Raw genomic sequence first — 12,435 nt, 5'->3', positions numbered from 1 at the left:
TGGTTACGGATGCCGACCGAGAGGGTAACAGTTATTTCCGCCGAGGGGCTTGCTTCCGATGCAGGGTTCGTGGTCTAGTTGGTCATGACGCGGCCTTTACAAGGCCGAAGTCGGTGGTTCGAATCCGCCCGAACCCACTGGATTCTGCGACGAGCAGCGCGGCGAGCGCCTCGTACGCTCGCACTTCGCGAGTCGCAAATCGTGTCTGAGGGCGATTCGAACCCAGCAAGTCGTACGCCCGCGCAGCGAAGCGAGCACGTCTTGCTCCGGTTCGAATCCGCCCGAACCCATCGATTCTGCCCGTGAACGGAGTGAGCAGTCGAATCTATTCCGTAAAGAGACTCGAACCAGACGAGACGCACGCCCGGACCGGCGCGAAGCGACCCTCGGTGGACGACCGCTCAGTCGTCGGCCGACGCCACCGACGCGTCGACCTCGGACGCGTCGCCGTACAGCGTCCGGGCGGCCAGCACGCACGCGACCGCGACGAGGCCGACGCAGGCCAGATACGCGACCGTGAACCCGACGGCGTTGGCGACCGGGAGCGCGACCAGCGGGCCGAGCGTCGAGCCCAGGTCGCCGAACACGTTGTACGCGCCGCCGAGCTTGCCCACGTCGTCGTCGGGGCTGATGTCGCCCAGATACGCCAGCAGCGGCGGATTCGTGCCGCCGACGCCGACGCCGATGAGCGCGACCCCGAGCAGCGTGGTTTCGAGCGTCTGGACCAGCGCGAGGAGCGCGAACCCCGACCCGAACACCACGAGTCCGGGGACGGTGAGCGCGGCCCGGTTGGTCAGGCCGTCGGAGTAGCGCCCGACCAGCAGGGTCGTCAGGCTCGACCCGAGCACGCTGACGGCCATCACGAGCCCGCTCGCGCCGACGCCCGACAGCGTGCCGATGCCGATGCCGTACGTCTCGGCGTACAGCACCACGGTCGACAGCAGGACGCCCGCGAACAGGAACCGGATCACGAAGTTGACGGCTCCAACCGCGAAGATGCGGGCGTCGGCCCCGACCAGCGCGGGGAGGTCGCGCAGGCTGGTGGTCTCGCCGATGTCGGCGTTGACGTTCGGCAACACCAGCGCCGCCACGGCGGCCGCGCACAGCCCCGCCGCCCCGGCGACGACGAACGCCGTGGCGTAGCCGAACGCGTCGGTGACGAGCCCGCCCATCACCAGCCCCGCCGGGAAACCGAGGCTCTGGCCGCCGCGCATGTAGCCGACCCACCGGCCGCGGTTCGCGGGCGTCGTGATGTGGGTGATGGTGCTGAACGCGCCGACGAAGACGAACGCCGAACCCAGGCCCCAGCACGCCCGCGAGAGCAGGAAGATGGTCGCGGAGTCGAGCGGAATCGGTCCGGGGTCGAGGCCGAGTACGTAGCCGAACGGGACCAGCCCCTGCACCACGAACCCGGCAATCATCGGGCGGCGCGTGCCGACGGTGTCCAGAATCTGGCCGGCCGGCGTGTTCATCAACAGTCGGGTGAACCGGTTGACCGAGAGGATGACTCCGACGAACAGCGGCGAGATGCCCAACAGCGGGCCGAGCGTCGGCAGCGTGGGGAAGGCCACGCCGCCGCCGACGCCGCCGAGGAACACGCCCGCGACGAGGCTCCCGACGACGTAGGGAACGCTCGGGTCCTCGCCGCCGAACAGCCGACTCATTCGGCGTCGGGCCTCCCGAGCCACGCCAGCCAGCCCTCGACCAGCGCGTCCCGGACGTCCTCGGCCACGTCGACCCCGAGTGTGACCTGATGGAGTCGCGCGCCGTTGATGGTGGCCAGCAGCCACGCCGCCGTCCGGTCGGGGTCGACCGCGCGCAACGCGCCCGACTCGACGCCGTCCGCGACGATCGCGGCGATGGCGGCGGCGACGTACTCGTAGTTGGTCGTGAGCTGTTCGCGGAACGCGTCGTTGTGGGGGGCTTGCGCCCGGACCTCGAGCAGGGCGGTGTGGTACTCCCAGTGGTCGACCTCGGACATCGCGCCGTGCTTGCCGAGCAACAGCGCGTCCACGAGCGCGACGAGTTGGTCCGTGGGCTCGATCGCCTCCCCGGCGTCGTCGGCCGGGTCGGCGTCGACCGTGTCGAGGAACTGGTCGAGCAGGTGGTCGAGGAAGGCGACCAGCAGGTCCTCCTTGGTGTCGTAGTGGTAGTGGAGGACGGCTTTGGTCATGTCGAACTCGTCGGCGATGGCCTGCATCGTGAGGTCGGCGTAGCCGTGTTCGCAGAGCGCGGCGTACGTCGCCTCCATGATGGCGGTGCGGGTGTCCGGGGGTACGCCGTCGGCGTCGTCGCTCATACTGACCAGTTAGTTAACGCGGGTTGAAAGGGTTCGCGGTTCGGTCGGGCGGCCGAAGTCAGTATGGACGCCCTTTTAATCCCGCGAGACCTATCGACGCCCATGATTTTCGAGCACCTCCCGACGACCCCAACGTCGGAGGAGCTGATAGACACCGCCTTCTCGCGGGCCGCGCGGGCGGGTCGGGCCAAGAGCGGCGCGGAGGCCCAGCAGTCGATGCTCCAGACCGCGTCCAACGTCCTGAGCGACAACCTGGGGAACGTCGCCACCGAGTGGCCGGACTTCCGGGAGGTCGACCCCTTCTACTACGAACTCGCCGACGCCATCGTGGACGTCTCCGAGCCACGCTCGGACGGCTCGCCGGACCACCCGTCCGGCGGCGTCGACGAACTCCGCCAGAGCCTCTCCGAAATCCAGTGGGCCAGCCGGAAGACCAAGGAAATCGGCCGCGAGTACCAGGGGAAGCTCACCGGCGACGCCGACACCGACCGCAAGTTCCGCAAGCAGGGGTTCGCCCGGCTGGCGGACGTGGTCGAGGAGGTCGACGAGGACCTCGCGCGCGTCGGGCAGGCGCGAAACGACCTCCGGGACCTGCCCGACATCGACGCCGCCGAGCCGACCATCGTGGTCGCGGGCTACCCCAACGTGGGCAAGTCGTCGTTCGTCAACGCGGTCACCAACGCCAGCAACGAGATCGCCGAGTACCCCTTCACCACCAAGGGCGTTCGCGTGGGCCACTTCGAGCGCGAGCGGATTCGCTATCAGATCGTCGACACGCCCGGCCTGCTCGACCGCCCGGCCGACGAGCGCAACGACATCGAGAATCAGGCGGTGTCGGCGCTCACCCACCTCGCGGACGCCATCCTGTTCGTCGTCGACGCCAGCGGGTACTGTGGCTACCCCCTCGACGCCCAACTCGAATTGCGGGACGACATCGCCGAGCAGTTCGACGACGTGCCCGTGCTGACGGTGGCCAACAAGTCGGACCTCTCGACCGACGTGGACGCCGACGCCTACATGAGCGTCGAGAACGGCGAGAACGTCGACGAGGTGCTGGACGCGGCCGTCGAGGCCGTGGGGTACGAGCCGGAACTGCCGTTCGACGGGGAATAGAACGACCTGTATCGGCGTGTCCGTCCCCCGCTGTACGTGGCGGTCGCCGTGCGGGTTCCTGTGTCTGGAACTACCGAGATTCGTGCGTTCCTCCACAGAAACGGATGGTCCTGCGAAGTCGGCCGTCGCCTCGACCACCGGGGTTCGGAAACGTCCGCCGTACTGCACCAGCAACCACACCGGAGCCGCGAGCCACTACAGCCGAGACCGCCGTGGCGTGTGCCGCCCGTCGACTGCCTGCGGAAGAGGCCCGGCCACCGGAACGTCGGTCATCGACGCCGACCCGGTCGAAGTGCCCGCGACCTCGTAGTCGACGAAGCGGACGCGGACCGAAGGATTCCGGTCCGTGACTCCAGTTATCCGGCGCTGGAGCCGATTCGGGAGGGCCGGGTACTCGCGGTCGGTGGTACGGCTGATGGTGACGGTCACGCCTTCTCTCCCGAGGAGTCCGCTGGTCGACCCGTACTCGACGCTCGACTCGACGAAGGTGAGATTCGCGTACTCGGAGTCGTCAAGCACGTCGTCGACCGCCCGGTTCACGCTGCGCTCGTAGGTGACCTGCTGGTACGTGGCGGCTACCGCTCCGCCGACGACGAGCGCGAGCGCCAGCACCGACACCGCGAACACGGCGGTCGCCGTCGAGTCGCGGGGGTTCCACAGCTTCCGGTCGAACCCGTCGGTCCCGTAGCCGAGATACCGGAGCGTGGCGTAGGCCGCGACGTTGATGGTGAGAAGGGATATCACCAGCAGTATCAGCGACCCCAGCGCGACCAGCGGGAACCCCCACACGACCGCGATACCGGCGGTCGCTGCGGCGGGAATCAGCGCCGCCGCGATCATCACGCCGATGAGCGAGGTCGGCCCCTTGGTCGACAGCCCGAACGCCGACGCGCTCCCGGCGGCGAGTCCGACCGCGAGGGTGAGGACGCTCGGCGCGACGCGGGAACTGATCTGGCCGAGCGCGGTTATCTCCAGTTGCTGGGGGACGAGCGAGAGCGCCCGGAGCGCGTAGCCGAACGCCAGCGAACTGACGACGGCGACGACGATGCCCAGCGCCTGCAACCGGACGCTGTCCCGGAGCATCTCCCGGTCGCCCGTGACCCCGCCGACCGCCGCGGTGAGGACCGGCCCGACGAACGGCGCGATGACCATCGACCCCACCACCACCGCCGGGGAGTCGACCAGCAGCCCGGCGGTGGCGATGAGCGCACTCAGGAGTATCATCCAGACGAACGAGTTCCGGTCGTGGGCCATGTCCCGGGCCTTCGACCGGAGTTCCTGCACTCTGAGCGGGTCGAAGTCGTCGGCGTAGCGGTTCTCCAGGGCCTCCATGGTCGGCGTGGAGGCGGTCTCCGCCGTCCCGATGACCGAGTAGGCGGCGTCGTCGAGTCCGGCGTCGTCGAGCGCGTCCAGCACGTCGCCGACGCCGTCGGACGGGAGCGGGAACTCGACCAGCACCGTCTCCTCGTCGCCGGAGTCGGTCTCGACCACGACGTACTCGACGTCCCTGTCGTCGAGGACGCCGAGCACCGCGTCGCGCCGGTCGCCGGCCACGAGGACGTGTATCAGGCGCACACGGGAGGAACGCCGCATCGACGCAAAAGCGTTCAGGCCGGTGCGAGCCGCCGCGAGGCCGGGTCAGTTCCGTTCGCGCTCGCGTGCCCGGCCGGTCGACCGCCGCGACGAGTCGAGCGCGGCGTCGGCGTCGAGCAGGTCGTCGACCCGCCGCTCGAACTCCTCCTCGGTGATGTCCCCGGCGGCGTACCGGCGCTTGAGCAGTTCGACGGCGTCGTCGGAGTCGTCGGCGTCGCCCCCGGCCGTCGAATCCGTGGCGTCGACCCCGAAGACCGAATCGGCGTCGGTCGCGGTCCGACTCGCGCCGCCGACCGGGTACGCGCTTGCCGACTCCACGTTGCCGATGAGCGAGAGGTACACCGGCCAGAGGGCGACCAGCGCCAGTCCGACGCCCGCGAGTCCGACCGCCGCCGCGAGGGGCGCGAGTATCGGCCAGACGAAGAACGCCAGAAACAGCGCCGTTCCGCCGACCGTCCCGGTGGCGGCGGCGAGCAGGAGGCGACCGAGCCACCCGTCGGGCGTGTAGTGCTCGACGAGTTCGTGCCACGACTGTCGGTTCGACTTGCCGAGTGGAGGGCCGTCCATGGTTCGACGTGTCCGCAGACGACAAAATCAATTCCGGAACCAATTCAGTCCGGGGCTGTCGGTCCCGCCCGGCGCTCCGGCCCTGCTCTTTACCCCGTCGCGTTGTACGTCACGTCGACTTGCGCGGTGACCGTCACCGGGCCGGACTCGACGCTGGTCCGAGCCCCGGCGTTGGGCCCGGCATCGTCGGTCTCGAGCGCCTGCGCGCGAATCGGCTCGAAGTTCAGGTCGCCCGTCGAGGCCGAGTGGACCCCGGTGACGGTGAGGTTCGCGCTCTCGGCGACGACGTCGGCGTTGCCCCGCGCGTTGGCCATCGCGTCGCGGAGCGCGTCGGCCCGGACCGCGCGCCGGCGCTCCTCCGAGAGGGTGAGTTCGACGCGCTCGACCCTGTCGGCTCCGTTCGACACGGCGGCGTCGACGACCGCCCCGACCGCGTCGACGTCCGACAGCGTCAGCTCGAAGGCGTGGCGGCCCTCGACGCCCTCGGCGACGCGGTCGCCGCCGCGCTCGACGTACCGCTGGTCGATGCTGTAGGAGGCGGTGCGGATGGCGTCGTCGCCGACGCCGGCCGCCGCGAGCGCCTCGCGCATCCGGGAGGCGTTCGCCGCGAGCGACTCGCGGACGGTCTCGGCGTCGTCGGCGCTGGCGACGACCGCCACCTGCACGAGTGCCTGGTCGGGTTCGGCCGCCGCCTGTCCGGTCGCCGCGACGCTGACGGTACCGGCGTCGCTCGATTGCTGTGCCCCTGCCTCGTCGGTCGGCCCGATGGTGCCGACGCAGCCGGCGGTCACCACCAGTAGTGCGAGTCCCACGGTCGCGAGCGTTCCCCGTCGCATGGAGCGAGATACGACGAGGGTCGTCAAAAAGGCGCGCTTGGGTGAAACGTCGGTTTGAGTCACGCGTCCGTCGCCCCGTGCGGTGTCCGCCGTGCGCTGGGCGCGTCGGGCGCGCCCCGCCGCGCTACGCCGAGTCGATCTCCACGAACCTGACCTGCACGTCCACCCGGTCGGCGGTGTCGCGGTTGATGCGCTGGCTCAACCGTTCGGCGAGTCCGGGATACTCCTCGTCGGGCGCGCGCCCGACCGTGACGACCACCTCCTGGGACCGTTCGAACGGCAGGGTCCCGCTCCCCTGGAAGCTAACGTCGAGCAGTTCCGGCGTGCCGGGCTGGTCGAGGACGGCCTCGACCTCGCCCTGGGCCCGGTTCTGGAACTCGGAGTTCTGGATGGTCGCGTAAGTCACCCCGCCCAGAAACACCGACAGCACCGCGATGGCGGCCACGAGGACTGCCGCGCGCTTGAACGTGGTCGACCGGGTCTCGTTCGCCTGGAACCAGTTTTTGGGCTTGTAGCCCAGATACCACAGCACGACCAACCCAGCGAGGTTGATGGAGAGGACGTTGACCAGCACGAGGACGAGCGAACTCGCGGCCGCCATCGGGTAGCCCCACGCCAGCGAGATGCCGACGGCGGCTGCGGGCGGCACCAGCGCGGCCGCTATCATCACGCCCACCAGCGCGGCCGACACCCCCGACGCGAGGCTGAACACGCCGGCCGCGCCCGCGGCGAGCGCGACGACCAGCGAGAGGAAGTCCGGGGTCAATCGGCCGCTTATCTGCGGGATGGTCGTCACGTCGGCCCACGGCGGGACGAGGTAGCCGTAGCGTACGCCCAGCGCGAACAGCGCCGACGCCACGATGGTCGCGGCGACGCCGACGAACTGGAACGTCACGCCCTCGCGGAACAGGTCCCGGTCGCTCAGCACGGTGCCCACGCTCGCGCTCATCGCGGGCCCGATGAGCGGCGCGATGACCATCGACCCGACCACGACCGCCGGGGAGTCCAGCAGGAGTCCCGACGTGGCGACCACCGCGCTGAGTATCGTCATCGCCATGAACGTCCGGGTGTCGGGCACCATCTCGTGGGCCTTGGTGATTATCTCCTCCCGGGCGATCTGGTCGGAGGACTCGCTGTCCTCGCTGTAGCGTTTCTCCAACTCCTCGAACCGGCGGGAGGTGTCGGTCTCGGCGTCGATGATGACCGCGTGGTAGTCGTCGCCGAGGCCGGCCTCCTGTAGCTTGTCCAACACGGGCTGGACCGCGCTGGTGGGCAGCGGGAAGTAGGCGATGGCGGTGAACTCCCGGCCGCTGGTCTCGTCGGTCAGCATGTAGTCGATGCCCTCGGATTCGAGGACATCGCTGACCGTCTCCCGCTTGCCCGCCGGAATCGAGACCTGTACGAGCCGCATACGTGCGGGCAAGGGACGGGTGCGGTAAATAAGCCGTGTTGTGGGTCCGGTGCGTGTGAATCGGTGGGTGGGTGACGCGTCGAGTACTTTTCCGGGTCAGTCGAGTTACGGGGCCGCTATCTGACGGGGCGCGCGCTATCTCGACGCTCGGACAGAGGCGTGCTGGCGTGGTTCGATGGCTGACCAGGCGTATGCTGGCGCGGCTCGATGGCCGAACAGGCGCGTGCTGGCGCGACCTCGTGTCGCGCCACGACGCGCGAGGGAGGCGAGCGCGTTCAGGCGCTCGCCGAGGCTGGGGAGGTGTGAGGCTCGCCGTCGCGGTGCGGTTGCGGTGCTGTGCTGTGGAGTCGCGGTCACTCATAGGCTCAAGCAGTAGCTAGCTTCCTCGTCGCTCTCGTCGTCCGATGTCGCTCCGGAGGAAGCTACCTGTTGCCTCGACCGACGAGTGACCGCACAGCACCGCGACCGCACCTCGTCCTCCCCACCCGCCTGCGGTCCTCGCTTCGCTGCGGTCCTCGGCCCTCGCGCGCGTTGCTCGCGCGCGCCAGACACTGCCGTATCTACCATTCGACCTCGACGAATCCGCCGAACGAACGCCACGAACCAAAACCCACTCGTTAAACCCCGTGCCGACCAACCCGGGGTATGTTCGAGAGTCGTCCGGACCGCGCGGACGAGGTCGTCTTCGTCGGGCGGTCGAACGTGGGCAAGTCCACGCTGATGCGCGAGTTGACGGGCCACACCTTCGAGACGGGGGCCAAGCCGGGCGTCACGCGCTCGCCCAACCACTACGACTGGGCCAGCGAGGACTTCGTGCTCACCGACCTGCCGGGGTTCGGGTTCATGTCCGGGGTCAGCGAGGACCGCCGCGAGCAGATCAAGACCGACGTGGTGCAGTACATCGAGGAGTACGCCGACGGGATTCTCGTCGGGGTCCTGGTGGTCGACGCCAAGAGCGCGGTCGACATCATCGACCGCCACTCGGGCGACGACGAGGTGCCCTACGACGTCGAGATGTTCTACTTCCTCCGGGACGTGGGCATCCCGGTCGTCGTGGCCGCGAACAAGATGGACAAGGTCGAGGACCGCGACGACCGCCTTGACGCGCTCGCCGACCGGCTCGGCCTCCACCCGCCGTGGCAGCAGTGGCGCGACACTATCGCGCCCATCTCGGCCAAGCGCGGCAACGTCGGGGCGCTGAAGGAGGCCGTGAGCGACCACCTCCACGACCAGAAGCGCGACGACCTGCTGCAGTTCTTCTCGTAGTGTGGCGGTCGAGGACGTCGGTCTGCCGGCCGGGTCCGGGACGGATTCGCGGTCGACTCCTCCGAGCGCTGACTGGAATCCGCCGGTCCGAGTTCGCCTCCACGACGCCCGTTCACCGCCGCAGCGCGGCGTCAACGACCCGTTACTTTCGGCGACGTGTTCCCGGCCGTAGAGAACGACGTTCAAGCGGAACTTGTCCCGCGCCGAAAACGCACGTGAGACGGTTTACCACGGCCGATTCGGGGTTAGGATAACACAAAGTATTTACCGAACCCACCAGTTGCTTACGACTGTACCCCTACCCATGGTGGCAGAATCGAGTACAGGTGGCCCACATCCGGTGCGGTACCGGGTTCCCCCGAGGGTCAGCGGAAAGATGCTGTCGCCGACCGAATAAACAAACCAAACCATGACAAGCAAATCAGACAAGATTCGCGGACTGTTCCTGTCCGCGATGCTGGTGATGTCTGTGTTCGCGATGGTCCCGATGTCTGCAACCGCGGACTCGGCGGCCAACGATGCGAGCATAAGCGGAGACACCACCATCGACCTGACCAACGTTGACGCGGCAACTCAGACGATTGAGTTGTCCGAGGTCACCGGTGAAACGGACGACGAAATAACCATCGACATCAGCGAAACGACTGACGCTGGCATCACCGTTTCCAGCCCCAGCGTCGAGACGGGTGACGCTGGTGTTGAGCAAGACGGTGATTCTCTCATCGTCACGCTCAACTCGGAGTTCACCAGTGAGGACCTCGATGTTCAGTTCGACCTTGACGTCGAGGATGCCGATGCGGACAACCGCATCCGTCACACCGTCAGCACTGACGAAGACGAGTACACTGTCGCCTACAAGACGTACGAGCGGCAGAGCGTCGTTCTTGGAGCGGATTCCAGCGAGGACACGCTCGGCCCGAACAACCCCGTGACTGTGTACTCCGGTGAAACCATCACCTTCGACAACAATACCCAGGATGCTGTCATTTCGCTCTACGAGAGCGACGGTGACAGCGGCTGGGATCGGGTTGCCCGTATCTCCACTTCGCCTGGTGACGCAGTCAACTACGAGTCTTCCGACCTAGAGGGTGACTACGTCGTCACGTACGACGGAGCAGCCCCTGAAAACGATCCTGGTTCGGACATTGCTGGTAGTGAAACCGAACTCACTGTTGAGGCTCTTGACCTGACCGCTGAGGCTCAGGAGATCAACGTCACGACTGCGGAAGACATCGTGGTTGACGTGTCGTCCGCGGCATTCAACGACGACTTTACCGCAGAGCTCTACGAGGAAGGCGCTGACTTCGAGGACGACGACGCCATCGATACCATCAACGAGCAGTTCGATGGTACCGGTGAGGCGACCGTCAACTTCGGTAACGTCTCGGAGATTGAAGACTACGGTGCCGGTGACTACGTGGTCCGTGCGGTTCACGACAACTCCGGCGTCGACGCGACCACCGACACGCTGAACGTCACCGAAGCCGGTGACGCAGAAGTCGACCTCCCCGGTTCGACGATTACGCAGGAGCGCGGTGACATCGCGGAGATCACCGTCGAGATGTCGAACACCGACGAGGCCTACGTGCAGCTCGGTAGTGCTGACAGCAACTTCATGACGAACTTCACCGCCGTCGACGGTGACAGTGACGGTGAAGTCGTCGTGGAGGTCAACACCTACCAGACTGCTGGTGCGGACGGCGGCCCCGCTGTTACTGACCCCCACCAGTTCGTGAGTGCGTCCGACAGTGACGACAGCATCGAGCGTAGCTCCGTCGGTGAGGGCGGCAACCACAATTCGAGTCAGGGCGTCTTCGTCGGTGGCGACCTCGAACGCGCCACTGACGCCGACAGTGACCTTGGCTCGCCCATCGCCGCGGGGACGTACGACGTGATCGCTGGTATCTCCGACAACACCCGTGACGTCAAGACGGTGCTGAGCGTCTCGGAGCCCGGAGTCGACAGCGTCAACACGTGGGTCCACCCCGACGTGAGCGCGAACAACCTGCCGGACAGCGACGAGCTGGACGAGTTCCTCAGTAGCGTCTCCGAGTCCGACGAGATCGCTAACGAGGACCTCGCTGTGGTCGAGGCCCAGGTCTCGGGTGTCCACGGCTACATCACCGAGGACAACCACTTCGGTAACGGTCAAGACCTCCCTGCTGGTGCAGGTGCCGACTTCGTCTGGATGAACGTCACTCAGACGAACGAGGGTCCGAACGCCAACCCGAACATCGTCTACGGTGACAACGCCGACAACTACTACTTCGACGCCACCAACGACACGATCTACTTCGTGCTCGACACCGACCAGCACAACATCGACGCTGGCGATGAGTACGAGGCTGACTTCCACGTTGGCGAGAACAACTGGGTCTACAGCGACTCGGACAACGAGTCCGCGACCTTCGACGTTGCCGAGCAGAACGTCGAGTTCTCGAACCTGAACGAGAGCGACGTGCTCGAAGTCGAGCAGTCCGAGAACGCGAGCGTCTCCGGCACGAGTAACCTCGCGCCCGGGACGAGCGTCGACGTCGAACTCGAAACCTCGAACACGCTCCTGACCCAGTCCGTCGAAGTCGACGGTGAGGGCGAGTTCAGCACCGAATTTGACACCAGCGACTGGGACACCGGTACTGAACTGAGCGCCACCGCTAGTGCTGCTGACGCCGAGCACAACGTTGACGCCGTGATCGTCGAATCCGTCGACGACGGCGAAGACGAGACGACGACTGAGGAGACGACCGAGGAGACGACCGAGGAAACGACCGAGGAAACGACCGAGGAAACGACCGAGGAAACGACCGAGGAGACCACCACCGAGGAGACCACCGAGGAATCCAGTGGTGAGGACACCACCGAAGAGTCCGAGGAGACCACCACCGACGACGGCGGTAACGGTGCTGGCATCCCCGGCTTCGGCATGGCCGTCTCGCTGGTCGCCCTCGTGGCTGCCGCGCTGCTGGCACTCCGCCGCAGCAACTGAATAGCTGACTAACCACGAACCCTCGCGGGTTCGCTTCGATTCGCGGTTCCATTCTTTCGGACGCCACGCCCGATAGCGACGGCTTCGTGGGCGGCGACGCTACAGAGCAATAGTGTTCAGAGACGCCAGTTCGAGCGACGACGGGTCCGCGAACGCTCTCGACGCGCACTGCGACACTGGAACCGCAAACAACTCTTCGAAAGCCCTCGGCTCGCTCGCGGTCGCTCTGCGGGATATTCTCGCGGCTCGCTTCGCTCGCCGCTTCGAATAGTTGCCCGCAGAGACGACCACGCAAACGCGAGTCCTGTCGGAAGCAAGTTCCGACAACGTCACACTCGCTTCGCTCGCGTGACCCCGCCTCGCC

Annotated in this window: 9 protein-coding genes and 1 tRNA gene; 4 read left to right on the top strand and 6 right to left on the bottom strand. The window is 67.1% G+C overall.

Going from position 1 to position 12,435, the window contains the following annotated elements:
- Positions 1 to 63 precede the first annotated feature (63 nt).
- A tRNA-Val gene (locus EPL03_RS12325) sits at positions 64 to 137 on the top strand.
- 264 nt (positions 138 to 401) lie between these two features.
- Here the strand turns inward: EPL03_RS12325 and EPL03_RS12320 are convergent.
- Positions 402 to 1,664, bottom strand: coding sequence for an MFS transporter (locus EPL03_RS12320; protein WP_135829643.1), 1,263 nt, complete (start codon positions 1,662 to 1,664; stop codon positions 402 to 404).
- Entirely contained in the window at positions 1,661 to 2,299 is a 639-nt protein-coding gene (locus EPL03_RS12315) for a TetR/AcrR family transcriptional regulator (protein WP_135829642.1), read from the bottom strand. Before EPL03_RS12315 ends, EPL03_RS12320 begins: the two co-directional genes overlap by 4 nt.
- A 102-nt stretch (positions 2,300 to 2,401) precedes the next feature.
- On the opposite strand from EPL03_RS12315, the gene EPL03_RS12310 reads away from it, so the two are divergent.
- On the top strand, positions 2,402 to 3,412 hold the full coding sequence (locus EPL03_RS12310) for an NOG1 family protein (protein WP_135829641.1): 1,011 nt from the start codon (positions 2,402 to 2,404) through the stop codon (positions 3,410 to 3,412).
- Between the two features lie 195 nt (positions 3,413 to 3,607).
- Here the strand turns inward: EPL03_RS12310 and EPL03_RS12305 are convergent, their stop codons facing one another.
- From EPL03_RS12305 to EPL03_RS12290, 4 genes are all read right to left on the bottom strand, one after another.
- Entirely contained in the window at positions 3,608 to 4,987 is a 1,380-nt protein-coding gene (locus tag EPL03_RS12305) for a TIGR00341 family protein (protein ID WP_135829640.1), read from the bottom strand.
- A 63-nt stretch (positions 4,988 to 5,050) separates the two neighbouring features.
- Positions 5,051 to 5,572, bottom strand: coding sequence for an SHOCT domain-containing protein (locus tag EPL03_RS12300; RefSeq protein ID WP_135829639.1), 522 nt, complete (start codon positions 5,570 to 5,572; stop codon positions 5,051 to 5,053).
- An 89-nt stretch (positions 5,573 to 5,661) separates the two neighbouring features.
- Positions 5,662 to 6,408 (bottom strand): SIMPL domain-containing protein, encoded by a 747-nt coding sequence (locus EPL03_RS12295; protein WP_135829638.1) that lies wholly within the window; start codon positions 6,406 to 6,408, stop codon positions 5,662 to 5,664.
- 124 nt (positions 6,409 to 6,532) lie between these two features.
- Positions 6,533 to 7,819 carry a TIGR00341 family protein gene (locus tag EPL03_RS12290; RefSeq protein ID WP_135829637.1) on the bottom strand — a complete coding sequence of 429 codons (1,287 nt, stop codon included), beginning with the start codon at positions 7,817 to 7,819 and terminating at the stop codon, positions 6,533 to 6,535.
- 645 nt (positions 7,820 to 8,464) lie between these two features.
- Between EPL03_RS12290 and engB the strand changes: the two genes are divergently transcribed.
- Both engB and EPL03_RS20035 read left to right on the top strand, forming a co-directional pair.
- Positions 8,465 to 9,085: a GTP-binding protein EngB gene (gene engB, locus EPL03_RS12285; RefSeq protein WP_135829636.1), complete on the top strand. Its 621-nt coding sequence runs from the start codon at positions 8,465 to 8,467 to the stop codon at positions 9,083 to 9,085.
- A gap of 454 nt (positions 9,086 to 9,539) precedes the next feature.
- On the top strand, positions 9,540 to 12,071 hold the full coding sequence (locus tag EPL03_RS20035; protein WP_210424993.1) for a DUF7827 domain-containing protein: 2,532 nt from the start codon (positions 9,540 to 9,542) through the stop codon (positions 12,069 to 12,071).
- Positions 12,072 to 12,435: the final 364 nt, after the last annotated feature.

Source organism: Halorussus halobius (genome assembly GCF_004765805.1).
In the GTDB taxonomy this organism is placed as follows: Archaea; Halobacteriota; Halobacteria; order Halobacteriales; family Haladaptataceae; genus Halorussus; species Halorussus halobius.
This window is presented reverse-complemented; position numbering and strand designations above follow the sequence as displayed.

Coding starts and splice junctions, on each gene's coding strand:
- EPL03_RS12310 (WP_135829641.1), top strand. CDS start 2,402: ATGATTTTCGAGCACCTCCCGACGACCCCAACGTCGGAGGAGCTGATA.
- EPL03_RS12320 (WP_135829643.1), bottom strand. CDS start 1,664: ATGAGTCGGCTGTTCGGCGGCGAGGACCCGAGCGTTCCCTACGTCGTC.
- EPL03_RS12295 (WP_135829638.1), bottom strand. CDS start 6,408: ATGCGACGGGGAACGCTCGCGACCGTGGGACTCGCACTACTGGTGGTG.
- EPL03_RS12315 (WP_135829642.1), bottom strand. CDS start 2,299: ATGAGCGACGACGCCGACGGCGTACCCCCGGACACCCGCACCGCCATC.
- EPL03_RS12300 (WP_135829639.1), bottom strand. CDS start 5,572: ATGGACGGCCCTCCACTCGGCAAGTCGAACCGACAGTCGTGGCACGAA.
- engB (WP_135829636.1), top strand. CDS start 8,465: ATGTTCGAGAGTCGTCCGGACCGCGCGGACGAGGTCGTCTTCGTCGGG.
- EPL03_RS12290 (WP_135829637.1), bottom strand. CDS start 7,819: ATGCGGCTCGTACAGGTCTCGATTCCGGCGGGCAAGCGGGAGACGGTC.
- EPL03_RS20035 (WP_210424993.1), top strand. CDS start 9,540: ATGCTGGTGATGTCTGTGTTCGCGATGGTCCCGATGTCTGCAACCGCG.